This window comes from Arthrobacter sp. zg-Y769 (assembly GCF_020907405.1).
Classification (GTDB): Bacteria; Actinomycetota; Actinomycetes; order Actinomycetales; family Micrococcaceae; genus Arthrobacter_B.
Genome location: NZ_JAJJOE010000008.1, coordinates 252,257 through 276,801, shown reverse-complemented (window position 1 = coordinate 276,801; position 24,545 = coordinate 252,257). Strand labels below are relative to the sequence as shown.

General features: G+C 66.4%; 21 protein-coding genes and 1 tRNA gene. 17 read left to right on the top strand and 5 right to left on the bottom strand.

Annotated elements, in window-relative coordinates:
- Positions 1-51: 51 nt before the first annotated feature.
- Positions 52-708: a dihydrofolate reductase family protein gene (locus tag LOC60_RS07860; protein ID WP_230024234.1), complete on the bottom strand. Its 657-nt coding sequence runs from the start codon at positions 706-708 to the stop codon at positions 52-54.
- A 480-nt stretch (positions 709-1,188) separates the two neighbouring features.
- Positions 1,189-1,833, bottom strand: a complete 645-nt coding sequence (locus tag LOC60_RS07855; protein WP_230024494.1) for a TIGR03085 family metal-binding protein — start codon at positions 1,831-1,833, stop codon at positions 1,189-1,191.
- Positions 1,834-1,933: 100 nt separating this feature from the next.
- Here LOC60_RS07855 and hisI point away from each other — a divergent pair, with 100 nt between their 5' ends.
- From hisI to pyk, 16 genes are all read left to right on the top strand, one after another.
- The gene (gene hisI, locus LOC60_RS07850; protein ID WP_230024233.1) at positions 1,934-2,320 is read left to right on the top strand and encodes a phosphoribosyl-AMP cyclohydrolase; all 387 of its coding nucleotides are present in this window, start codon (positions 1,934-1,936) and stop codon (positions 2,318-2,320) included.
- 42 nt (positions 2,321-2,362) lie between these two features.
- A complete protein-coding gene (locus LOC60_RS07845) occupies positions 2,363-3,949 on the top strand; it encodes an anthranilate synthase component I (protein WP_230024232.1) in 1,587 nt (528 codons plus the stop codon).
- Complete coding sequence (locus tag LOC60_RS07840) at positions 3,946-4,605, top strand: Trp biosynthesis-associated membrane protein (protein ID WP_230024231.1); 660 nt, start codon at positions 3,946-3,948, stop codon at positions 4,603-4,605. Before LOC60_RS07845 ends, LOC60_RS07840 begins: the two co-directional genes overlap by 4 nt.
- A 110-nt stretch (positions 4,606-4,715) precedes the next feature.
- Entirely contained in the window at positions 4,716-5,009 is a 294-nt protein-coding gene (locus LOC60_RS07835; RefSeq protein ID WP_230024230.1) for an HGxxPAAW family protein, read from the top strand.
- On the top strand, positions 5,010-5,846 hold the full coding sequence (gene trpC / locus LOC60_RS07830; RefSeq protein ID WP_230024229.1) for an indole-3-glycerol phosphate synthase TrpC: 837 nt from the start codon (positions 5,010-5,012) through the stop codon (positions 5,844-5,846).
- Positions 5,847-5,913: 67 nt separating this feature from the next.
- Positions 5,914-7,272 carry a tryptophan synthase subunit beta gene (trpB, locus tag LOC60_RS07825; RefSeq protein WP_230024228.1) on the top strand — a complete coding sequence of 453 codons (1,359 nt, stop codon included), beginning with the start codon at positions 5,914-5,916 and terminating at the stop codon, positions 7,270-7,272.
- Between the two features lie 11 nt (positions 7,273-7,283).
- Entirely contained in the window at positions 7,284-8,078 is a 795-nt protein-coding gene (gene trpA / locus LOC60_RS07820; RefSeq protein ID WP_230024492.1) for a tryptophan synthase subunit alpha, read from the top strand.
- A complete protein-coding gene (lgt, locus tag LOC60_RS07815; RefSeq protein ID WP_230024227.1) occupies positions 8,075-9,109 on the top strand; it encodes a prolipoprotein diacylglyceryl transferase in 1,035 nt (344 codons plus the stop codon). The genes trpA and lgt overlap by 4 nt, the downstream gene beginning before the upstream one ends.
- Before the next feature lie 260 nt (positions 9,110-9,369).
- On the top strand, positions 9,370-13,959 hold the full coding sequence (gltB, locus tag LOC60_RS07810; protein WP_230024226.1) for a glutamate synthase large subunit: 4,590 nt from the start codon (positions 9,370-9,372) through the stop codon (positions 13,957-13,959).
- On the top strand, positions 13,952-15,409 hold the full coding sequence (locus LOC60_RS07805; RefSeq protein ID WP_230024225.1) for a glutamate synthase subunit beta: 1,458 nt from the start codon (positions 13,952-13,954) through the stop codon (positions 15,407-15,409). Before gltB ends, LOC60_RS07805 begins: the two co-directional genes overlap by 8 nt.
- Positions 15,410-15,526: 117 nt before the next feature.
- Positions 15,527-16,042 (top strand): hypothetical protein, encoded by a 516-nt coding sequence (locus tag LOC60_RS07800; protein WP_230024224.1) that lies wholly within the window; start codon positions 15,527-15,529, stop codon positions 16,040-16,042.
- 163 nt (positions 16,043-16,205) lie between these two features.
- Positions 16,206-16,559 carry a PadR family transcriptional regulator gene (locus LOC60_RS07795; RefSeq protein WP_230024222.1) on the top strand — a complete coding sequence of 118 codons (354 nt, stop codon included), beginning with the start codon at positions 16,206-16,208 and terminating at the stop codon, positions 16,557-16,559.
- On the top strand, positions 16,559-16,921 hold the full coding sequence (locus LOC60_RS07790) for a DUF1048 domain-containing protein (RefSeq protein ID WP_230024221.1): 363 nt from the start codon (positions 16,559-16,561) through the stop codon (positions 16,919-16,921). The genes LOC60_RS07795 and LOC60_RS07790 overlap by 1 nt, the downstream gene beginning before the upstream one ends.
- 22 nt (positions 16,922-16,943) lie before the next feature.
- Complete coding sequence (locus LOC60_RS07785; protein ID WP_230024220.1) at positions 16,944-17,771, top strand: ABC transporter ATP-binding protein; 828 nt, start codon at positions 16,944-16,946, stop codon at positions 17,769-17,771.
- Entirely contained in the window at positions 17,768-18,532 is a 765-nt protein-coding gene (locus LOC60_RS07780) for an ABC transporter permease (RefSeq protein ID WP_230024219.1), read from the top strand. The genes LOC60_RS07785 and LOC60_RS07780 overlap by 4 nt, the downstream gene beginning before the upstream one ends.
- A gap of 220 nt (positions 18,533-18,752) precedes the next feature.
- The gene (gene pyk, locus LOC60_RS07775; RefSeq protein ID WP_230024218.1) at positions 18,753-20,264 is read left to right on the top strand and encodes a pyruvate kinase; all 1,512 of its coding nucleotides are present in this window, start codon (positions 18,753-18,755) and stop codon (positions 20,262-20,264) included.
- 102 nt (positions 20,265-20,366) lie between these two features.
- On the opposite strand, the gene LOC60_RS07770 is transcribed toward pyk, so the two are convergent.
- Positions 20,367-21,011, bottom strand: a complete 645-nt coding sequence (locus LOC60_RS07770; RefSeq protein WP_331460791.1) for an ANTAR domain-containing response regulator — start codon at positions 21,009-21,011, stop codon at positions 20,367-20,369.
- A gap of 124 nt (positions 21,012-21,135) precedes the next feature.
- Here LOC60_RS07770 and LOC60_RS07765 point away from each other — a divergent pair.
- Positions 21,136-21,217: transfer RNA gene (locus LOC60_RS07765), tRNA-Leu, on the top strand.
- Positions 21,218-21,316: 99 nt separating this feature from the next.
- On the opposite strand, the gene LOC60_RS07760 is transcribed toward LOC60_RS07765, so the two are convergent.
- Together LOC60_RS07760 and LOC60_RS07755 are read right to left on the bottom strand one after the other, a co-directional pair.
- Positions 21,317-23,182 carry a tannase/feruloyl esterase family alpha/beta hydrolase gene (locus tag LOC60_RS07760; protein WP_230024217.1) on the bottom strand — a complete coding sequence of 622 codons (1,866 nt, stop codon included), beginning with the start codon at positions 23,180-23,182 and terminating at the stop codon, positions 21,317-21,319.
- A 223-nt stretch (positions 23,183-23,405) separates the two neighbouring features.
- Entirely contained in the window at positions 23,406-24,344 is a 939-nt protein-coding gene (locus LOC60_RS07755) for a 5'-3' exonuclease (RefSeq protein WP_230024215.1), read from the bottom strand.
- Positions 24,345-24,545 lie beyond the last annotated feature (201 nt).

The following is a 24,545-nucleotide window of genomic DNA, read 5'->3' as shown; positions in this document are numbered from 1 at the left end:
CGACTCCCTGGCTGAATACTGAGGGGTGCTGTACGAATCACAGTGATGCGGTCATGACCCGACCGTCCGCCGGAACGTGACATGCGTGGTGCCACTCGGTGCTGACTCCGAGGTGACCTGACAGTCCGCCTCCAGACCGCGCAGGTCATCCCACAGTCGCACGCCGCGCCCCAGGATAATGGGGGCGATGCCAACGTGGAGATCATCGACGAGGCCTGCCCGAAGAAAGTCGCGCACGGTCGACGCGCCACCGCCGACCCGTACATCTCCGCCGCCGGCGGCCGCGGCGGCCGTATCCAGCGCCTCCTTGGGTGCTGCCGTGAGGAACTCGAAGGTGGTTCCTCCTGCCATTTCGAGCGGCTGCCGCGGATTGTGCGTCAGCACGTAGACGGGAACGTGGAAGGGCGGGTCCTCGCCCCACCATCCGCGCCAGTCCGGGTCATCAGGGTTCGCATGCAACCCGAACATGCCTGCACCCATGATCTCCGCGCCAATGTCTTCGAAGTAGCGCTCGGCATAGCGGTCGTCGACGCCGGTGGTTCCCTCGCCGCTTTCGTCGTGCAACACCCGCTGGCGGAAGGTACGCGTGGCAGCATACGCGGCGGTGAGGCGCCCCCAATCATCGCCGAACGGGTTCTCCGGAGTTTGGTCCGTTGTGGTGGCGAAGCCGTCGAGCGAGATATTGAGGTCAACGCGGACACGGCTCATGGCTATCTCCTAGGAGTGAGGGCACGACGACGCCGGACAACGGCACCTGGGCGCAGCACCAGATTCGCTTCTGCCCGGCAGTTCGGCACACCCCCAAGATCGGGAAGGGCAGGCCGGTTGTCAATACCGGTGCTGCCCATCCCGGTGACGCAACCGAAGTCGCTGCGCGTACCCCACCGCTTGTGTACAGCTAATGCGGTCTGCCCGTTGCCCTGTGTACAGCTAATGCGGCCTGCAGGGAGGCCAAACCTCCTTAGCTGTACAGAAGGTGGCAGAGGTGCCGCATTAGCTGTACGGAAGGTGGCAGAGGTGCCGCATCAGCTGTACGGAAGGTGGCAGAGGTGCCGCATTAGCTGTACGGAAGGCGGCAGGGGTGCCGCATCAGCTGTACGGAAGGTGGCAGAGGTGCCGCATTAGCTGTACGGAAGGCGGAGGCGTGCAACCGAAGTCGCTGCCGCCCGGCACCGGGTCACTAATGGGCTAAAGCCCGATCTCCGCACTCTCCAGCAGCGCGACGGCGTCCGGCTGGCCCTCGTACATCACCAGGGCATGCCCGGTACGGCCGTGCGCGTGCAGCAGCAGCTCGCAGGGTTCGCCGACAATCGCCACCGACACCGGAGCACGCTTGGCCACGTGCCGGGGACCGTCCGGCCGGACCAGCACAATGCCCAGGTCCACGCCGCGGTACAGGATGGCCGCGCGCTTGATCAGCTCGGCCCACAGGGCGTCCGAATAGTCCGAATCCAGGGCCCGCGGCGCCCAGCGGTCGGAGGCACGCCGGATGTCCTCGGTGTGCACAAAGTACTCGCTGAGGTTGGCGCTGTTGTCGATCGATTTCAGGTGCATGGGGGAGAGGCGGGGCGGACCGGCGCGGAAGGCGCGGACCAGCTTGGCGTAGCTCTCAGTGGTGGACGCCTTCTGCGCGGTTTCCTCCAGCGCCTTGTCCGTGCGTGCGGCCAGGGGCTTGATGAACGTACCCAGGGCAGCACTCATACGGTGCTCGCGCAGGTACAGATGAGCTGCGAGCTCCTTGGTCTGCCACCCCTCGCAAAGCGTGGGTGCATTGGGCCCCGCTGCAAGCAGCGTCTCGGCCAGGACTTCACGGGACGGGTCAACGAAATGCATCACTGCTGAAACTAGCATGGAACCCTGTGTTTCGCGGGGGATCCGGCCCCGTTTCACACGGAAGGCGGCGATTTAGCCCCGGGCAGTAGAATCGGTACCGATGCTTCCTCAACCTTCCCCCCTGAATCCACCGGCTGCCCTCGATCCGGAGCTCAGCGCGTCGCTCAAGCGCGACGACGCCGGGCTGGTGGCCGCCGTCATCCAGCAGTACGACACCAACCAGGTTCTAATGCTCGGCTGGATGGATGACGAAGCACTGCACCGCACCCTGACCACGGGCCGGGTGACCTTCTGGTCCCGCTCCCGGCAGGAGTACTGGCGCAAGGGGGATACCTCCGGACATGTGCAGTGGGTGAAGTCCGTAGCCGTGGACTGCGACGGCGACGCCCTGCTGGTCCGGGTGGACCAGGTGGGCGCGGCCTGCCACACCGGTACCCGCACCTGCTTCGACGGCCGTGAGCTGCCCGCCGTCGTCGGCGCCCCCTGAACACCCACTCCACCGTCAACGCAGGGAAGAAGTAGGAATACCATGCAGGATCTAGGAGCCATCCGCCCCACCCTGGAGGAATTCCGGGCCCTGGCGCGCGACCGCCGGGTGATTCCCGTACGCCTGACGGTCCTGGCGGACGCCCACACCCCCATCGGCATCTACCGCAAGCTCACCAACGGCGAGGCCGGCACCTTCCTGATGGAATCGGCCGCGTCCGGCGGCGTCTGGTCGCGGTACTCCTTCATCGGCGCCCGGTCCCGTGCCACGCTCACCACCCTGGACGGACAGGCCCATTGGCTGGGCGAACCTCCCGCCGGCGTGCCGCTGGACGGCAGCCCGGTCGAGGCCCTGGCCCGCACCGTGGACCTGCTGGCCACCGACCGGTTTGACGAACTGCCCCCGTTCACCTCCGGCATGGTCGGCTTTGTCGGCTGGGAAACGGTCCGTCACTGGGAGAAGCTGCCCAACCCGCCAGCCGATGACCTGGACCTGCCCGAGATGGCGATGAACCTCGTCTCGGACATGGCCATCCATGACAACAGCAACGGCACCGTCACCCTGGTGGCCAATGCGATCAACTTTGACGGCTCCGATGAGCGCGTGGACGAGGCCTGGCACGACGCCGTGGCCCGCGTCCGCTCGATGCTCGGCCGGCTCGCGGCCTCCACGCCGCAGGCCGTTTCCGTGCTGGCCCCCGGGACCACCGTCGACGTGGCCGCCAACGTGAAGGAGAGCTGGCCCAAGCCCGACTACACCCGGGCGGTGGAGCGCGGTAAGCAGGCCATTGTGGACGGCGAGGTCTTCCAGGTGGTCATCTCGCGCCGCTTCGAGGCCGAATGCCGGGCCGAGGCGCTGGACGTCTACCGGGTGCTGCGCACCACCAACCCCAGCCCCTATATGTACCTGTTCAATTTCGAGGACGCGCACGGCAACCCGTTCAACGTGGTTGGCTCCTCCCCGGAAGCGCTCGTGACCGTGACCGGCCGCGACGTGATCACCCATCCGATTGCCGGTTCCCGGCCGCGCGGCAAAACCCAGGAACTGGACCGGGCGCTGGCCGAGGAACTGCTGGAGGACGAAAAGGAGCGGGCCGAACACCTGATGCTGGTGGACCTGGCCCGCAACGACCTTTCCAAGGTCTGCCGGCCCGGCAGCATCGACGTCACCCAGTTCATGGAGGTGGAGCGGTTCAGCCACATCATGCACCTGGTCTCCACCGTCGTCGGCCGGCTCGCCGACGCGTCCACCGCCTACGACGTGCTGGCGGCGACCTTCCCGGCCGGAACGCTGTCCGGCGCGCCGAAGCCGCGCGCCCTGCGCCTGCTGGACGAGGTGGAACCGCACCGCCGCGGTATTTACGGCGGGGTAGTGGGGTACCTCGACTTCGCAGGTGACATGGACATGGCGATCGCCATCCGCTCCGCGCTGCTGCGCGACGGCAAGGCATACGTCCAGGCCGGCGGCGGCATCGTCAACGATTCGAACCTGGAAGCGGAAGCACAGGAAACCGTCAACAAGGCGGCCGCGCCGCTGCGGGCCGCCCTCATCGCCGGATCGCTGGAGACCGTAGCGGCAACCCCCGCAGCAACTCCCGCCGGCACCATTGCACAGGAAGCAGACAAGTGAGCACCACCACCCCCCGTTGGCAGCGCAAGGGCATCGTCATCATGGTGACCGTCCTGCTGGCGGCACTGGCCTTCGGCACCACCACCCGCACCTGGCTGAACGTCACCCTGCCCGCCGCGAACGTAGTGACGCCGGACGTCGCTGTTTCCGGCAGCGATGCAGCCACGGCCGTGACCGCATTTGCCGTGGTGGGTGTGGCCGCCGCCCTGGCCGCCGGAATCGCCGGACGGATTGCCCGGTGGATCATCGCCGTCATCATCGTCATTTCCGGCGTCGGCGTGGCCGTCGCCACCTCAAGGATTATCGCCGACCCCCTGCAGGGAGCGGCCGGTGCCATTGGCAAGGCCATCGGCGTCAGCTCCGCCGAGGGCACCCGGGTGGAACTGACTGCCGTGCCCTATGTGGCGCTGGCGGTAGGCATCCTGATCGCCCTCGCGGGGATCTGGCTCGCCCTCGCAGGCCGGCACTGGTCGACGTCGCGCCGTTACGCCCCGACGGCGGAGCCCGGCGACGCCGCCGCGGAGGCCGACGGAACCGGCACCGGCACCGGCCCGGATGCACGCAGCCCAAGGGACGCCGCGGCAGGCCCGCCCGTCGATGAAATCGACAGCTGGGACCGGCTCACGCGCGGCGAAGATCCGACCGATCCCAAGTAGGTCGGCCCAACAGACCACTAAATTGCGCCGAACACCGGCGCAATAGGTGAAAGGGTTTCCGCCCAGTAATGGCAGAATGGAAACCAGATTCGTTAACGAGGAGATTCATCATGAGCACACGCACCACCGAAGACCACCTGGGAGCCGGCCAGGAAAACGAAGGCGAAAGCCACGCCAGCATCCACGATGAGACCATCGGGCACGGCAACACCCCCGCGGCCTGGGCCTGCGTGCTGATCATGATCATCGGCGCCGCTGTGTCCTCCGTTGCCTACATCATGGCCAGCTACATCGGCTTCTTCGCAGGCATCGCCGTGATGCTGGTCGGCCTGCTGGTCGGCTTCATCATGCGCAAGGCAGGCTACGGCGTCAACGGATCGAAGCTGAAGAAAAGCAGCCACTGAGTGAGCGTTCTCGACGACATCATTGCCGGCGTTCGGGAGGACCTTTCCGAACGCCGGCAAAGTGTCTCGCTCGAGTACGTCCGTGGGCAGGCGCTGCAGGCGCCGGCACCGCTGGACGCGTACGCGGCACTGGGCGGAACCGCGGAACCCCGGACCGAACTGCGGGTCATCGCCGAGGTCAAGCGCAGCAGCCCCTCCAAGGGTGAGCTGGCGGACATCGCGGACCCCGCCGCCCTTGCCGCAGCGTATGAGCGCGGGGGAGCCGCCGTCATCAGCGTGCTCACCGAACAGCGGCGGTTTCGAGGATCCCTGGCGGATCTGGACTCCGTCCGGAACGCCGTCGGCATCCCGGTACTGCGCAAGGACTTCACCGTCGACGAATACCAGATCTGGGAAGCACGCGCCCACGGCGCGGACCTGGTCCTGCTGATTGTCGCGGCATTGGAGGACGAGCAGCTGCGCCGGTTCCTGGACCTCACGCATGAGCTGGGCATGAACGCCCTTGTCGAGACCCACACTGCCGAAGAAGTGGACCGGGCCCTGGCCCTGGGCGCACGGATCATCGGCATCAACGTGCGCAACCTCAAGACCCTCGACGTCGACCGCTCGGTGTTCGCCGCCCTGGCCGGCCGCATTCCCGCCGGTCCCGTGGTGATTGCCGAATCCGGCGTCCGCGACGCCGCCGACGTCGAGCACTACGCTTTCAACGGAGCCAACGCCGTGCTGGTGGGCGAAGCCCTAGTAAAGCACGCGTCCCCGGCCGAAACCATCGGCGAATTCACCGCCACCGGCGCCAAGGCGATAGCCGCCCGCGCCCGGCACAACGGCGAAAGCTGACCCCCAGCACCAACTCCCTGTCCGGGCAGGAACGGCCCGGGCTCAAGCAGGACAGGACACACAGCCCATGATCGGGAAGTCGGAACAGGCACAGGCAGCCGGTGCTGCCGCGGAAACCGGAACCGGAAGCGTTACGGAGGCTTTCCTGAACGGGGGAGTCTCCTCCCTGCGCCACGCGCCCGGTCCGTACTTCGGTGAGTACGGCGGCCGTTGGATGCCCGAGTCCCTGATCGCGGCCCTGGACGAGCTGGAAGAGACCTTCGAGCAGGCCAAGGCCGATCCGGAGTTCACCGCCCAGGTGGCTGACCTGAATAAGAACTACTCCGGCCGCCCCTCCCTGCTCACCGAGGCCAAGCGCTTCTCCGAGCACGCCGGCGGGGTGCGGATCTTCCTCAAGCGCGAAGACCTCAACCACACCGGCTCCCACAAGATCAACAACGTCCTGGGCCAGGCACTGCTGGCCAAGCGGATGGGCAAGACCCGCGTCATTGCCGAGACGGGAGCCGGCCAGCACGGCGTCGCCAGCGCCACCGCCGCCGCCCTGCTGGGCCTGGAATGCGTGGTCTACATGGGCGCCGAGGACTGCCGCCGCCAGGCCCTGAACGTGGCCCGGATGGAACTGCTCGGCGCCAAGGTCATCCCGGTGACGAACGGCTCCCAGACCCTCAAGGACGCCATCAACGAGGCGCTGCGGGACTGGGTGGCGAACGTGGACAGCACCCACTATCTGCTCGGCACCGCCGCAGGAGCACACCCGTTCCCCGCCATGGTCCGCTACTTCCACGAAGTGATCGGCGAAGAGGCCCGCGCCCAGATGCTGGTGCAGGCCGGCCGGCTGCCGGACGCGGTGTGCGCCTGCATCGGCGGCGGCTCCAACGCGATCGGCATCTTCCACGGCTTCCTGGATGACCCCGAGGTGAAGATCTACGGCTTCGAAGCCGGCGGCGACGGCGTCGAAACCGGACGCCACGCGGCCACCATCACCCTCGGCCGCCCGGGCGTGCTGCACGGCGCCCGCTCCTACCTGATGCAGGACGACGACGGCCAGACGGTCGAGTCGCACTCCATCTCCGCCGGCCTGGACTACCCGGGTGTCGGACCCGAACACGCCCACCTGGCCGACATCGGCCGGGTCAGCTACGAACCGATCACCGATGCCGAGGCCATGGACGCCTTCCAGCTGCTCTGCCGCACCGAGGGCATCATCCCCGCCATCGAATCCGCGCATGCCCTGGCCGGCGCCATCAAGGTGGGCCGGCGGCTCGCCGAAGAGGCCGGCTCCGACGGAAATGTTTCCGAGAAGATTGTCCTGGTGAACCTCTCCGGCCGCGGCGACAAGGACGTGGCGACCGCCGCCGAATGGTTCAACCTGCTGGACGAGCGCTCAGCCGAAGCCGAAATCGGCAAAGAAGGGGAACAGCTTTGAGCAACGAGGTAATGCAGAGCAAGTCCGCGGCAGCGATTGACCGCGCCGCCGCCCAGGGACGGGCCGCGCTCATCGGCTACCTGCCCGCCGGGTACCCCACCGTGGAGGCCACCATCGCCGCGGGCATCGCGCTGGCCGAAAACGGCGCGGACCTGATCGAAGTCGGCATCCCGTATTCCGACCCCGTGATGGACGGCCACGTCATCCAGGCCGCCACCACCCAGGCGCTGGCGGACGGCTTCCGTGTGGCACAGGTGTTCGACGTCGTCGCCGGCATCACGGCGGCCACCGACGCCGCCGTGCTGGTCATGACCTACTGGAACCCGGTGGTCCGGATGGGCGTGGACGAGTTCTCCCGCCGCCTGGCCGACGCCGGGGGAGCCGGGCTGATCACCCCGGACCTGGTCCCGGACGAAGCCTCCGAATGGCTGGAAGCCTCCGACAAGTACGGCCTGGACCGGGTGTTCCTGGTAGCCCCGTCCTCCACCCCTGCCCGGATGAAAACCACCGTGGCCGCCAGCCGCGGCTTCGTCTACGCCGTATCGATCATGGGCGTCACCGGCGCGCGCGACAGCGTCAGCGACGCCGCCCAGAGCGTGGTCAGCGCCGCCCGGGACGCCGGCGCGGAGCGTGTCTGCGTCGGGCTGGGCGTTTCCCGCGCCGAGCACGTGCGTGAAATCGGCGCCTACGCCGACGGTGTCATCGTGGGCACCGCCCTGGTGGCCGCCCTGCGCGACGGCGGCACGGACGCCGTCGCCGCCCTTACCCGTGACCTGAGTACCGGAACCCCGAAGGCCAGCAAATGAACCCGATGTCCGTGTACGCCAGCATCCCCAGCCCGCCTGCCGATTTCAGCAGCTTCTCGCTGGGCCCCCTGACCATCCACGCGTACGCACTGTGCATCCTTGCCGGCATCATGGCTGCCCTGTGGCTTACCTCCCGGCGGTGGAAGGCCCGCGGCCTGGACGCCGACGCGGTCTGGGACATCTCCATCTGGGCCATCCCGTTCGGCATTATCGGCGGCCGGCTCTACCATGTGTTCTCCTCCCCGGACGCCTACTTCGGACCGGACGGGGACCTGTCCCTCATTCCGCAGATCTGGCTCGGCGGGCTGGGCATCTGGGGTGCGGTGGCACTGGGCGCGGTCGGCGCCTGGATCGGCTGCCGCCGTGCCGGCATCAAGCTCTCCACCTTCGCCGACGTCGGTGCCCCCGGGCTGCTGCTGGCCCAGGCCGTGGGCCGCTGGGGGAACTGGTTCAACCAGGAACTCTTCGGCTCCGAAACGGACCTGCCCTGGGCCCTGGAAATCGACGCGGACAACGCCAATTTCCCCGCCGGCGCCGCTCCCGGCACCACCTTCCACCCCACCTTCCTCTACGAGTCGCTCTGGAACCTGGCCGGCGTGGCCCTGCTCCTGCTGCTGGACCGCCGGTTCCGGCTCCGCGGCGGCCGCCTGTTCTGGATTTATGCCGCCTTCTACACCGCCGGACGGCTCTGGATTGAGGTGCTGCGCATCGATGATGCCGAAATGATTACGCTGCTCGGCGTCACACAACGCCTTAATGTGTGGACCAGCGTGCTGATCCTGGCCGTCTCCATCGCGATGTTCATTCACCTGACAGTCAAGGCACGCAAGGGCGGCGAGGGCTCGCTGTACCTCCCGGGCCGTGAGCCTGCCGAGGGGAGCGGTATTACCGCGGCAGATAACAAGAATGAAACAGAAGCCGGGAATGCGGAATCGGCATCAGCCGAACGCCCGGTGCGTGCTAATCTCGCAGAGACAAAAACCGAGGAATCCCTTCCTCACCGGTCCAAGAACAACGGACCTTCTGCCTGACCCACAGGGTTACCCTCCCGGTGTTGCAGGCGGAGCCACAGAGACGTGGCGCCAGAGCGCTGCAGCACCGGGCCACCCCTTCCGGAACGCGGCGGTTACCGGCATCCAGAATTTCTTATAAAAACGGATCAGTTTCCGGGTTTATAAGGACGAAGTGAGCCGTAAAATCAATCAATGCCGCGGAGCGCCCCCTCGGGGATCCCGCTGGGGCCAATGCTGTCCCCTCCCAACGCTCTACAAGGGGGAAGGACTCACTTCTTATGGCTGATTCCCTGTCTGCATACCCTGACACCGTTGTGTCACCTTTCACCCGCTTTGCCGCGCTTCCGGAAGACGCCGGCCTGTACCGCGCCGAGAACGAAAAGGACGCCTGCGGCCTGGCTGTCATCGCCACCCTGCGGGGCGAGCCTACCCACGGAATTGTCGACGCCGCCTTGGTTGCCCTGCGCAACCTCGAGCACCGCGGTGCCGTAGGCGCCGATGAAGGTACCGGCGACGGCGCCGGCCTCCTCACCCAGGTCCCCGACGAATTCTTCCGTGCCGTAGTGGACTTTGAGCTTCCCGCCGCCGGAGGCTACGCCGTCGGCACCGCCTTCCTGCCCACCGAGGAGCGGGAGCAGCAGACCGCACGGGGCGGCGTCGAACTCATTGCCGCCAGCGAGGGCCTGCGCGTGCTGGGCTGGCGCGAGGTGCCCATCGTGGCCGAACTCGTGGGAGCCATGTCGCGGGCCTGCATGCCCCATTTCGAACAGGTGTTCCTGGCCCCCGAAGAGGGGACCGGCACCGAGGACCTCGATGCCCGGGCCTTCCGCGTCCGGAAGCGTTCGCAGAACAAGTTCGGCGTGTATTTCCCCTCGCTGTCCTCCAAGACCATGGTCTACAAGGGCATGGTGACCACCGCACAGCTGGAACCGTTCTTCCCGGACCTGTCCGACCCGCGGTTCAAGACCCGGCTGGGCATTGTCCACTCACGCTTCTCCACCAACACCTTCCCGTCCTGGCCGCTGGCCCAGCCGTTCCGCGCCATCGCGCACAACGGCGAGATCAACACCGTCAAGGGCAACCGGAACTGGATGCGTGCCCGGCAGTCGCAGATGAAGAACCCGCTGCTGGGACAGACCCCGGAGGAGCTCTTCCCGATCTGCACCCCCGGCGCCTCCGACTCCGCCTCCTTCGACGAGGTGGCCGAACTGCTGATGCTCTCTGGCCGGCCCGTCACGCACGCGATCATGATGATGATCCCCGAGGCCTGGGAAAACCACGCCACCATGGATCCGGCCCGCCGGGCGTTCTACCAGTACCACTCCATGCTGATGGAGCCGTGGGACGGTCCCGCCGCCGTGTCCTTCACCGACGGCGTCTCCGTGGGGGCCGTGCTGGACCGCAACGGGCTGCGCCCGGCCCGCTACTGGGTGACCGACGACGGCCTGGTGGTCCTGGCCTCCGAGGTGGGCGTGGTGGACATCGATCCCGCCAAGGTGGTCCGCAAGGGCCGTGTCTCCCCGGGCAAGATGTTCCTGGTGGACACCGCCGAGGGCCGGCTGATCGAAGACGAAGAGATCAAGGCCGAGGTCGCCGCCGCCAACCCGTGGGCGGACTGGGTAAAGGAAAACCAGGTCCGCCTGGAGGAACTGCCCGAGCGTGAGCACGTGCTGCACACCAAGGCGTCGATCAACCGCCGGCAGCGGACCTTCGGCTACACCCAGGAGGAACTGCGCATCCTGCTGGGCCCGATGGCCCGCACCGGCGCCGAACCGCTGGGCGCCATGGGCTCCGACACGCCCATCGCCGTGCTCTCCAAGCGGCCGCGGCTGCTCTTCGACTACTTTGTGCAGTCCTTCGCCCAGGTCACCAACCCGCCGCTGGATTCCATCCGCGAGGAACTGGTCACCTCCCTGCAGGCCTCGATCGGCCCCAACGGGAACCTGCTGTCCCTGAAGCAGGTGAAGACCAGCCAGGTTGCACTGAAGTTCCCGGTGATCAACAACGATGAGCTGGCCAAGATCGCCAACCTCACCGACGACGACGGCGACCGGATAGCGCTGAAGGTCCGCGGCCTGTACCGCCCTGAAGGCGGCGAAGCCGAACTGCGGGCCAGGATCAGCGAGATCTGCGAAAAGGTGTCCGGCGCCGTCAACCGCGGGGTGCAGTACATCGTGCTCTCGGACCGCGATTCCAACGCCCAGTGGGCACCCATCCCGTCCCTGCTGCTGCTCTCGGCGGTGCACAACCACCTGCTCAAGAGCGCCAACCGCACCAAGATCTCCCTGCTGGTGGAAGCCGGCGATGTCCGCGAGGTCCACCACGTGGCCCTGCTGATCGGCTACGGCGCCTCCGCCGTGAACCCGTACCTGGCCATGGAAAGCTGCGAGGAACTGGTCCGCAACGGCGACATCACCGGCGTCACCGGTGAAGAGGCCGTCACCAACCTGATCAAGGGCCTGGGCAAGGGCGTCCTGAAGATCATGTCCAAGATGGGCATCTCCACCGTCGCCTCTTACTGCGGCGCACAGACCTTCGAGGCGCTCGGCCTGGGCCAGGAGCTGGTGGACGAGTTCTTCCACGGCACCCAGACCCAGCTCGGCGGCGTCGGGCTGGACGTCGTCGCCGCCGAAGCCGCCGCCCGGCACGCCGAGGCGTACCCAGGCGACGGCATCGAGGAACCCCACCGTGCCCTGGACAACGGCGGCGAATACCAGTGGCGCCGCGAAGGGCCGCCGCACCTGTTCAACCCCGAGACGGTCTTCCGGCTCCAGCACGCCACCCGCGAACGCCGGTATGACGTGTTCAAGGCGTACACCAACGGCGTGAACGACCAGTCGAAGAACCTCATGACCCTGCGCGGCCTGCTGGACTTCCGCACCGGCGACCGCACGCCCGTGCCGCTGGACGAGGTGGAGCCGGTCTCCAGCATCGTGAAGCGTTTCTCCACCGGAGCCATGAGCTACGGCTCCATCTCCCAGGAGGCGCACGAAACCCTGGCCATCGCGATGAACCGCCTCGGCGCCAAGTCCAATACCGGTGAGGGCGGCGAAGACCCGGAACGGCTGCTGGACCCGGAGCGCAGCTCCGCGATCAAGCAGGTTGCCTCCGGCCGGTTCGGCGTTACCAGCCTGTACCTGACCAATGCCCAGGACATCCAGATCAAGATGGCCCAGGGCGCAAAACCCGGCGAGGGCGGCCAGCTGATGGCCCAGAAGGTCTACCCGTGGGTGGCCCGCACCCGCCACTCGACGCCCGGCGTCGGGCTGATCTCCCCGCCGCCGCACCATGATATCTACTCCATCGAGGACCTCGCCCAGCTGATCTACGACCTGAAGCGGTCCAACCCGAGCGCCCGGGTGCACGTGAAGCTCGTCTCCGAAGCCGGGATCGGCACGGTGGCGGCCGGCGTGACCAAGGCCAAGGCCGACGTCGTGCTGGTTTCCGGGCACGACGGCGGCACGGGCGCCTCGCCGCTGAACTCGCTCAAGCACGCCGGGGCTCCCTGGGAACTCGGCCTGGCCGAGACGCAGCAGACGCTCATGCTCAACGGACTGCGGGACCGGGTGGTGGTCCAGGTGGACGGCCAGCTCAAGACCGGCCGCGACGTCGTGATGGCCGCGCTGCTGGGCGGCGAGGAATTCGGCTTCGCCACCGCCCCGCTCGTGGTCTCCGGCTGCGTCATGATGCGGGTCTGCCATCTGGACACCTGTCCGGTGGGCGTGGCCACGCAGAACCCGGAGCTGCGGGCCCGGTTCAGCGGCAAGCCGGAGTTCGTGGTGAATTTCTTCGAGTTCATTGCCGAGGAGATCCGCGAGATCCTCGCCGAGCTTGGGTTCCGGACGCTCGAGGAGGCCATTGGCCGCACCGAACTGCTGGATACGCAGGCTGCGATCGACCACTGGAAGGCCGACGGACTGGACCTGGAACCGATCCTGCGCGGACCGGAGGTGGATCCCGGGGCGCCGCTGCGGAACATGGTGCAGCAGAACCACGAACTGGATCAGCACTTCGACAACAAGCTCATCGAGATGAGCGCCGACGCGCTGCAGAACCGGGCGCCGGTGCGGATTGCCCTGGACGTAGTCAACACCGACCGGTCCGTGGGCACCATGCTCGGGCATACCGTGACGAAGACGTTCGGCGTGGATATCCTCGCCCCGGACACCATCGACGTGACGCTCACCGGACAGGCCGGGCAGTCGCTCGGCGCGTTCCTGCCCGCCGGGATCACCCTGCGGCTGTTCGGCGACTCGAACGACTATGTGGGCAAGGGCCTGTCCGGCGGCCGGATTATCGTCCGCCCGGACCGCGGCAACGTCTTCGCGGCCGAACGCAACGTCATTGCCGGGAACGTGATCGGCTACGGCGCCACCAGCGGCGAAATGTTCCTCAGCGGCCAGGTGGGCGAACGCTTCCTGGTCCGCAACTCCGGGGCCACCGCCGTCGTCGAAGGCATCGGCGACCACGGCTGTGAGTACATGACCGGCGGGCAGGCGCTGATCCTGGGGCCCACGGGACGGAACTTCGGCGCGGGCATGTCCGGCGGCACCGCCTTCGTGGTGGACCTGGAACAGGCCCGCGTGAACAAGGAGTCCCTGGAACGCGGCGAGCTGCTGCTCGAGGCCCCGGACGCCGAGGACATCGACATCATCCGCGGGCTGCTGGTCCGGCATCTGGAGGAGACCGGCTCGGACCTGGCCCAGAAGATGCTGGAGAGCTTCGAGGACACCGTGTCCCGCATTACCAAGGTGCTGCCGCGGGACTACGCCGCAGTGCTCGGCGCCCGCGCCTCCGCCGCTGAAGCAGGACTGGATCCTGACGGCGCCGAGGCATGGAACAAGATTTTGGAGGTTACCGGTGGCTGATCCACGCGGATTCTTGAAGGTACGCGAGCGGGAGACCCAGCCGCGGCGTCCGGTGCCGGTGCGCATCATGGACTACAAGGAGGTCTACGAAGCGCAGGAAAAGGGTGTGCTGCAGGCTCAGGCCGGACGCTGCATGGACTGCGGCATTCCGTTCTGCCACCAGGGCTGCCCGCTGGGCAACCTCATTCCGGAGTGGAATGACCTGATGTGGCGGGACAAGGGCGCCGAGGCCATTGAGCGGCTGCACGCGACCAACAACTTCCCGGAGTTCACCGGCCGGCTCTGCCCGGCCCCCTGCGAGGCGTCCTGCGTGCTGGGCATCAACCAGCCGCCGGTCACCATCAAGCAGGTGGAGGTCTCCATCATTGACGAAGCCTGGGGCGAGGGCTGGGTGACCCCGCACCCGCCGGAGCGGCTGACCGACCGCACCATCGCCGTGGTCGGCTCCGGCCCCGCCGGACTGGCCGCCGCCCAGCAGCTCACCCGTGCCGGACACACCGTGGCCGTGTACGAGCGCGACGACCGGGTCGGCGGGCTGCTGCGGTACGGCATCCCGGATTTCAAGATGGAGAAAATCCAGGTGGACCGCCGGCTGGAGCAGATGCGCGCCGAGGGCACCCGCTTCCGCACCGGCGTCGAGGTGGGCCGCGACATCAGCTGGGAACAGCTGCGCCGCCGTTACGACGCCGTGGTGATCGCCACCGGCGCGACCGTGCCCCGCGACCTGCCCATTCCGGGCCGGGAACTGTCCGGCGTGCATTTCGCGATGGACTACCTGGTGCAGTCCAACCGTGCCGTGGCCGGGGACACCGTGAAAAACCAGATCAACGCCGAGGGCAAGCACGTGGTGATCCTCGGCGGCGGCGACACCGGTGCGGACTGCCTCGGCACCGCGCACCGCCAGCAGGCCGCTTCGGTGACCACGCTGGCGATCGGCCAGCAGCCGCCTGCCGAGCGGGCCGCGCACCAGCCGTGGCCGATGTATCCCACGCTGTTCGAGATGGCCAGCGCCCACGAGGAAGGCGGGGAACGCACCTTCCTCGCGTCCACGGTGGAGTTCGTGGGGGAGAACGGGAAACTCACCGGTGTGAAGGTGGCCGAGACCGAGTTTGTGGACGGCAAGCGGCGGCCGAAGGCCGGTACCGAACGGATTCTTCCGGCGGACCTGGTCTTCCTGTCCCTGGGCTTCACCGGCCCGGAGCCGGCCGGGCTGGCCGAGCAGGTCTCCGCCGGGTTCGACGAGCGCGGCAACGTGGCCCGCGACGGCTACTACATGACCGGAACCCCGGGGGTCTTCGCCGCCGGCGACGCCGGGCGCGGGCAGTCCCTGATTGTCTGGGCCATCGCCGAGGGCCGGGCCGCGGCCGCCGCCGTCGACCAGTGGCTGATGGGATCGACCCGCCTGCCCGCACCGGTGGCGCCGACGGACCGGGCCATCACCGCACTGTAGGCCCGCCGGGTGCGCGCGGCACGCGGGACCCTGTCCGCAGTTTCCGCCGTGCGTGGGTAGAGTATGGGGTGCATCACACGGTGCACTTGAAGACTTTTTCAAACTGGGGGAGAGCAAATGTTGGCAGGTGTTATTGCGACAATTTTCGCCGGTGCGCTCACGATCGGGCTTATTGCCCTGATTCTTTATGTGAAAGCGCTCCGCAAAGTGGATAAGGGCCATCCGGACCGCAAGTCGCAGGTGCAGTTCAATCGCCGGGGCTTTTACGCCGTCGTGGCGTTTATCGCCTGCATAGCCGTGGTCTTCTGGGTTGCCCTGTTGCTGGCGTCCAATAGTGATCTGCCCACCTGGGTGTTCAGCATCGGTTTCATCTTCGTGGTTTCCGCGGCGCGTCCGGTCCTCGTCGGAAAGTACGGGGAGATGTTCCAGGCGAACGGCGAGGGCAAGCACCCCAACGTCGGCCAGGTTCCGGCGGCGCCCGTGGCTCCCCAGTATCCGGGAATGTACAACGCTCCTGCTGGTCCGGCGGCTCCGGCTGCTCCCGGCCAGTACGGCGCGCCCGCGGCTCCGGGGCAGTACAACGCCCCTGGTGCAGGCACTACGGATACGGGCACCGGTTACCCCGGCAAGTAAGTAGCCCGGAGGGTTTCAGTACCGGCCCGGAGATCAGCCCGTGAGGCTCGATCTCCGGGCTTTTTCTTTGCCCGGCCCCCTTTGCGCCACTGCTACCTAGTGTTACTGTCTACTGGTAGTTAGCGTTACTGAGTAGGCATTGAGTAGATAGGCGTGGGAACCGATGGCCAAACAGATGACGGAGATGCTCAAGGGCACCCTTGAGGGGATTGTCCTGGCGCTCCTCGCCGTTTCGCCGGCCTACGGCTACGAGATCACTGCCCGGCTGCGCGGGCAGGGATTCACCGAGATCGCCGAGGGGACCGTGTACGCGCTCCTGGTCCGGATCGAGAAACGCGGGCTGGTCGACGTCGAGAAGGTTCCCTCGGAAAAGGGGCCGCCCCGCAAGGTGTACACCCTGAATGCCCGGGGCACCGAGTATCTCGAGGAATTCTGGGGCACCTGGAGTTTCCTGGCTGCACGGCTGGAACACCTCCGGCACGAAGCACATAACCCGCAGCACGAGGGAGGGAAATGATGGCCGCTAAATGGATTGAACTGGTCACCGGCCCGTTCGAGGACAAAAGGCGCTGGCGCCGGTTTAAGCAGCGCAAGGCACAGCTGCCCGCGGGATACCGGAGGGCCATGGACGGCCTCGAACGCTACTTCATGTATGCGGCGCCGATTGCGAAGGGTGATGTCTACATCCAGATGCTCGAAGACCTTGCTGATCTGGTTGAGGGTGCCGCTGTTGACGGCACTCCGGTCCGCAGCATCGTCGGCGAGGATCCGGTGGAGTTCGCTGAAGCCTTCATCGCGAATTACGCGGACGGCCAGTGGATCAACAAGGAGCGCAGGCGCCTAGTCGAGACCATCGACCGGTCCGCTGAAGAGGTATAAACACCGGGATTGGAGACCGGATATGCGTACCAACCAAACCCTCGAACCCGCCATCCGGGTGCAGGGCATCGAGAAATCGTTTCGGGATCTGCAGGTGCTGCGCGGCGTCGGGTTTGACGTGAGTGCAGGCAGCATCTTTGCGCTGTTGGGCTCCAACGGTGCGGGGAAAACAACGCTGGTGCGGATCCTCTCAACGCTGTTGGCCGCCGACGCCGGGACCGCCGCGGTCTCCGGCTTTGACGTCGCGGCAAACCCCGCGGCCGTGCGCCGCTCGATCAGCCTGACCGGCCAATTCGCTGCGGTCGATGAAGTGCTGACCGGGCGGGAAAACCTGGTCCTCATCGCGAAACTCCGCCACGGAAAAAACCCGGGCGGAATCGCGGATGACATGCTCGCCCGCTTTGCGCTCACCGACTCGGGGAGCCGCAGGGCAGGCACCTATTCGGGGGGTATGCGCCGCCGCCTCGATATCGCCATGAGCCTGGTGGGGAACCCGAAAACCATCTTCCTCGACGAGCCGACGGCGGGCCTGGATCCGCAGGCGCGCAACGAGGTGTGGAAAACCATCCGGGAGCTTGCCGCCGGCGGCACGACGGTGCTGCTCACCACGCAGTACCTCGACGAGGCGGAGCAGCTTGCGGACCGGATCGGGATCCTGCACCGGGGCGTCATCATCCAGAACGGGACCCTGGTTGAACTGCAGCAACTCCTGCCGCCGGCGAAGGCCGAGTACGTCACAAAACAGCCGTCCCTCGAGGACGTCTTCCTCGCCCTCACCGGCGGTACCGGTGACGGCACAGCGCCCCGGGACGGACTTCCGCCGGCGCAGCAGAAAGAGGGAAACCGATGACCACCCAGACGTTTCACGACACCGCCGCCCTCACTGGGCGCTCCCTGCGCCACGTCCTCCGCAGTCCGGACACGATTATCACGACGGCGGTTACGCCGGTCGCGCTGATGCTGATGTTTGTGTACGTTTTCGGCGGCGCAATCAGCACCGGATCGGGGGAGTCCTACATCAATTACACGCTTCCCGGCATCCTGCTGATCACCGTTGCCTCCGGCGTGGCCTACACCGCCTACCGTTTGTTCCTCGATCGGCAGGGAGGAATGCTCGAACGCTTCCAATCGATGCCCATTGCACGCTCCGGTGTGCTCTGGGCACACGTCCTCACCTCCGTGAGCGCGAACCTGGCCTCGCTCGCGCTTGTCATCGGGGTGGCCCTGGTCGCGGGCTTCCGCACCGGTGCGTCGCCGGCCGCGTGGCTCGCCGTCGTCGGCATCCTGGTCCTGTTCACCCTGACCCTGACCTGGCTGGCCGTGATTGCGGGACTGACGGCGAAGACCGTGGACGGCGCGAGTGCGTTCAGTTACCCGCTGATTTTCCTGCCGTTCATCAGCTCGGCGTTTGTGCCCACCAGCACCATGCCCGGGCCGGTGGCGTGGTTTGCCGAGAACCAGCCCGTGACTTCCATTGTGGACACCCTCCGGGCATTGCTTGCCCAGGAACCCGTCGGCAGCGGTTTCTGGGCGGCACTTCTGTGGCTGGTCGGCATCCTGGGCCTCGCCTACGCCGGCGCCACGGCCATTTACCGGCGTCGGGTGAACTGAACGGGGTTGGGGGCGTGCACAGATTCCCACCCCGGCTGGCCGGCATTCAGCCTACCTACCCCCGGAATCCTTGGCCTTTCCCGCTTTCTGGGAATCTGTGCACGCCATCCCACTACCCGCGGGGGCCAACAGGTGCTTGGGAGCGCTCCCGGCTCTGGTTCCGGCCGCGCAGACGGCCCGGTCCCATGCGCAAACTGCCAAGGGAGACTAGGCTAGAAGTATGAGACGCGCAAAGATTGTTGCCACTTTTGGACCAGCGATCGCCAGCTACGAAAACACAGTAGCGGTTCTTCGCGCGGGCGTGAATGTCGCCCGTATGAACATGAGCCACGGCGACCACTCCGTACACAACGCCACGTATGAAAACGTGCGCAAGGCCTCCGCCGAGCTGGGGATGCCCGTGGGCATCTTCGCCGACCTCCAGGGCCCCAAGATCCGGCTCGGCCGGTTCACCGAGGAACCCCACTTCCTTAACGTGGGCGATACCTTCACCATCACCACCGATGACATTCCCGGCACCAAGGAAATCTGCTCCACCACGTACAAGGGCCTGCCGGGCGACGTGAAGGCCGGTGATTTCCTGCTGATCGACGACGGCAAGGTGAAGCTGCGCGCCGTGGAAGTAACGGCCAACACTGTTGTCACCGAGGTAGTAGTACCGGGCAAGGTGTCGAACAACAAGGGCATCAACCTGCCCGGCGTAGCCGTCAACGTTCCGGCACTGAGCGAAAAGGATGAGGACGACCTCCGCTGGGCCATGCGCCGCGGCGTCGACATGGTTGCCCTTTCCTTCGTCCGCAACGCCGGCGACATTTCCCGTGTCCACGAGATCATGGATGAGGAAGGCCGCCGCGTGCCGGTCATCGCCAAGATCGAAAAGCCGCAGGCAGTGGAGAACCTCGAAGAGATCATCGATGCGTTCGACTCCATCATGGTTGCCCGCGGTGACCTCGGCGTCGAACTGCCGCTCGAAGAGGTTCCGATCGTGCAGAAGAAGGCCATTGAACTGGCCCGCCGCTGGGCCAAGCCGGTTATTGTGGCCACCCAGGTGCTGGAGTCCATGATCGAGAACCCGCGCCCGACCCGCGCCGAGGCCTCCGACTGCGCCAACGCCGTGCTTGACGGCGCCGATGCAGTGATGCTCTCCGGCGAAACCTCGGTGGGTGCCTACGCCATCGAAACCGTGGAAACCATGGCCCGGATCATCGAGTCCACCGAGCAGCACGGCCTGAACCGCGTTCCGCCGCTGGGCTCCAAGCCGCGGACCCGCGGCGGCGCCATCACCCGCGCCGCAGTGGAGATCGCCGATCAGCTGGATGCGAAGTACATCTGTACCTTCACCCAGTCCGGCGATTCCGCCCGCCGCCTGTCCCGCCTGCGTCCGTCCAAGCCGGTGTTCGCCTTCACCCCCGTGGAAGACACCTACCGCTACATGACGCTGTTCTGGGGTGTGGCTCCCATGCTCGTGGAGTTCGCCGAGCACACCGATCAGATGACCGCCCAGGTGGACCGCACCCTGCTCGAAGAGGGCCTGGTGGAAGACAACGACCTGGTGGTCATCGCTGCCGGTTCGCCTCCCGGACAGGCCGGCTCGACCAACAGCATCAAGGTGCACCGCGTGGGCGATATTGCCGACGCAGGCCAGCGTGCTGACGGCCAGGAGCGGGTCAAGGAAAAGGTCGGCCCGTGGCCGGTCAAGGAAAGCAAGAAGGGCCAGGCCAAGGCCATCTAGGTTCCGGTTTTCCCTGCACCAACAGGAAAGGTCCCGTCCGATTGGACGGGACCTTTCCTGTTGGTTCGTGCTTTGCTGCTGGTTCCCGCGGGGGAGTAGGGGTTAGTTCACCTGGTTGATGATGGTCTCGGCCACTTCGCGCATGCTCAGGCGGCGGTCCATCGAGGTCTTCTGGATCCAGCGGAAGGCCTCGGGTTCGGTGAGGCCCATCTTCGTGGTCAACAGCGACTTGGCGCGCTCCACCAGCTTGCGGGTGGCGAACTGTTCCTTCAGGTCGGTGACCTCTGCTTCGAGGGCCTTGATTTCCTCGTGGCGGGAAAGGGCGATCTCGATGGCAGGGATCAGGTCCGCAGGCGTGAAGGGCTTGACCACGTAGGCCATGGCACCTGCCTCGCGGGCGCGTTCCACCAGTTCCTTCTGGCTGAACGCGGTCAGCAGCACCACGGGGGCAATGCGGGCCTTGACGATCTGCTCGGCGGCGGTGATGCCGTCCATCAGGGGCATCTTCACGTCCATCAGTACCAGGTCCGGCTTCAATTCCTGGGCCAGCTGGACGGCCTTTTCGCCGTTATCCGCCTCGCCGACGACGTCGTAGCCCTCACCGGTGAGGATCTCGACAATGTCCAGGCGGATCAGGGTCTCGTCTTCTGCGACGAGTACACGGCGGGCCGGGCTGTTGGACGGCGCGGTGTTGGCAGACGCAGCGTTGGACGACGCGGCGGGCTCGGACTCGGTGGACTCAGACACAGATGGCTCCTCAGATACGGTCTCTCCTGCCGGCAGACCGACAGTTCACACAATCAGGGTATCCGCATGTACAGTTGTTTTGCGCCCAACACGGTAAGTACTCGTGCTTCGTGACGCAGGGCACGCCCGAATGGCGGAATTGGCAGACGCGCTGCACTCAAAATGCAGTATCGAGAGGTGTGTGGGTTCGAGTCCCACTTCGGGCACCGTTTGTAAAAATACCCCGGTCTTCGGACCGGGGTATTTTCTTTGGTCCGCAGGACCCGCTGCCGTCAGCACGGCGAACGGCAGCCGGTCCTGCACCGTTAGCGGTGGCCGCCCCCGCGGCCGTGTCCGTGTCCGTTGCCATGACCATGTCCGTCGCCGTGTCCGTCGCCGTGTCCGTTGCCCTCGCTCCGACTGCTCCGCTTGCAGGCGAAGCTGTCGGCGTCCTCCGGGTCGCCCTTCCTGTATTGCGCAATAAGCGGGTAGACGCACAGCGGACGTGAGCGATCTGCAGACCAACTTGCCGGAACCTCGGGATTCACTCCGCCGGGGTTTCCGGCGCCTCGGGCCGTAGCGGTAAGGCGTTCCGGCGCTTTGCCGCCTTCAACCCAGTCGACCAATGCCGTGAGTCCATCAAACTGGTCCGTGGCCGGACCTCCGCGCACGTGGCCCATCCCCGGCACCTCAAAATAGCGCACGAATTCGTCGGCGTCGTTCTTGTAGCGCCTGTCCAGCGACCGGTACCAGGCGGCGGTGTTATCGGGTGAGAACACTCCGTCCGCGGCCCCATGGACGACGATCATCTTCCCGCCACGGCCGCGAAGTGTATCCAGACGTGTCGGGTTCGGCGGGTTCATGAACGACATCGAGCTTTCGGTGTAAACGCCGTTGGTCTCGTAAATCCGGTCGGCCTGGGCGTCCACGTCGTAGTTCAATGCGTAGCCCAAGGTGTCGTTCAGCATGCTGACATCTGCCGGCGGGACCGAGAAGATAAAGCCCACGGCGACGGGGTCACGGTTGCGGTCTATCGAACTCGTGAACTTCCAGCTCGCCCAACCGGGCGAGACGATTCCCGGGTCGAACGGAAATGAGCTGTACAGCTCGTCTCCTGCACTGTTGCGGGCACCGTCGAAGACTGCGGCGATGACGTTCTTCTGCGCCTCGGTGAGGCACGTTCCGTCACGCCCTGCAGTACATGTCGGCACGTCCCGGTGGATGGAGAAGGTGTTGCGGCAACCCTCGATGTCCTGCACCATGCCGTCCTCGAGCCGGTCCAGCCCGTCACACGCGGCAACGATCGCAGCGGAAACCAGCTGGCGCTCCGCGACGGGGAACGCCGTCTCGAGGTCGGCCGGGCCGGTGACGGGTGTCGCGGTGGCCACGCCGGCCCATTGCTGGGCACCCCACAACTGGGCTACCGCAGCCTGGGGAAGGTCGAGCCCCGGGGCGATAGCCAGGTACCCGTCGTACTCCTGCGCATAGCGGGCAGAGGCGACCATGGTGTGGCGGCCGCCGTTCGAGCCGCCGGCAATGTAGGACCGGTCAGGTCCGCGCCCATATGCAGCGGTAATCAGTTCCTTGGCCATGGGGGTGAGTGTTCCCACTGCCTGGTAGCCGTAATCCAGCCGGGCCTGCGGGTCGAGCCCGAACAGTGGGTTCTGGGCTTCATTATGGCCCGCGTCTGAGCTCAGCACGGCAAACCCCAGCTGGAGGCCATTCTCCAGCTGCCCACCGGTGAAGGCGCCTACAGCGGGGGCGACCCGGCCGTCGGTTCCTCCGTTCGCCTGATACAGATAGCGGCCGCTCCAGTCCGTCGGCAGGCGCATCTCAAAGCCGATCGCATACCTCTGCCCGTCAACCGGACTTGTGCGTTCGTTCATCTGTCCCTGGATAAGGCAGTGCTCGCCCACGGCGGTGCCGGCATTTGTCAGGGCACCGGCAGGAATGACCTCCGCCGTCGTGATGACGGTCGCCCCAAAGTCGAACGAGGCCAATTCCGTGCACTTTTCCAAGGATCCGGGTTGTGCAGCCGACAGCTGCGGGATTCTTTTCGAAGTGGCGGGCTGTGCCGCGGAAGCAGATCCCGCAGTCAATAGCACCGCAGTGAGTACGGCAGCAGTAGCGAGGGCAACCGGGCGCCTGCCGTCGGCGGCCTTCCAGCGGGTCAATGCGGATCTGGTGATCATGTCCGTCCCTTCAATGGGTCTGGATGACCAGCCGTCACCACCCCGCTCCGTGCCGTGCTGCTCGACGCGTCGTTGCGCCGAGTTGGGATCATCGCGGCAAAGCTAAGCTCCACAGTTGACGATGACAATAGTGAAGGCCATCAAACGTCGGGGAGACCATCGAATCTTCGTCACGGCACCCCTCATAGTGCTGCCTGCTCCGGCGCCGGCGCTCCAGCAGCGCCTAGGCGTACCGGTCGAAAGCCTCCAGCAGCCGCGCCACCGTTCCGCCCAGGTTCCACTCCGTGCCCAGCTTCTCCAGTTCCGCGCGCTCCCTGCCGGTGACCGCATGCAGTTCGGCCCCCGCCTTTTCCGGCGCGGGTAGATCCAGGTCCCGCACCACCTTCACCACCTTGGGCGCAACCGCCAGGTAGTCAGCCGCCTTGGCGAGCTTGGACCGGACCGGCGATGAGAGGCCGCTGTCCGGGTCCTTTGCCGCGGCCAACAGGGAATCCAGCGTGCCGTACTCGGCCAGCAGCGACGCAGCGGTCTTCTCGCCGATGCCGGACACCCCGGGCAGCCCGTCGGATGCGTCACCGCGCAGGGTCGCGTAGTCCGCGTACTGTTCGGGCAGCACCCGGTACTTGGCCACCATCGATGCATCAGTCATTACGTCCAGGTTCTTCATGCCGCGGGCGGTGTAGATCACGCGGACGTCCCTGTCGTCGTCGATGACCTGGAACAGGTCCCGGTCCCCGGTCACCACGTCCACCGGCATGGATGCGGTGGTCGCGTAGGTGCCGATCACATCGTCGGCCTCGTGTTCCGCGGCGCCGACGACGGCGATGCCCGCGAGCTCCAGCGTCCGGCGGATCATCGGGATCTGTGCCTCGAGGGGATCGGGAACGGTTTCGACGTCGGGGTTCCCGCTGACCTCTTCGGCCACCCGGTGCGCCTTGTAGGTGGGGAGCAGGTCCACCCGCCACTGCGGCCGCCAGTCATCATCCCAGCAGGCGATCAGGTGCGTGGCTTCGTAATCGGAGGTGAGCCGGGCGATCATGTCCAGCAGTCCGCGCACGGCGTTCACCGGCGTTCCGTCGGACCGGCGGATGGTGTCGGGTACACCGTAGAAGGCACGGAAGTAGAGGGATGCAGTGTCGAGGAGCATCAGGCGCTGGGTCATAGCCCGATCCTTGCATGGATCATGCGGTGAGGGGACGCCGGCAGGAATTCCCTCTCTCCTGTGCAGCAGCCCCCGTATGACAGGACATTGTGCACCTCCGAGCGAGCGGCAAAGTACTTACGCAAGCGTATTCCGGTTTCTGGGCCGCTTTGCCGAGGCTTGTGCAATTTGTCAGCACAAACCTTTGACAGGACAAACTTT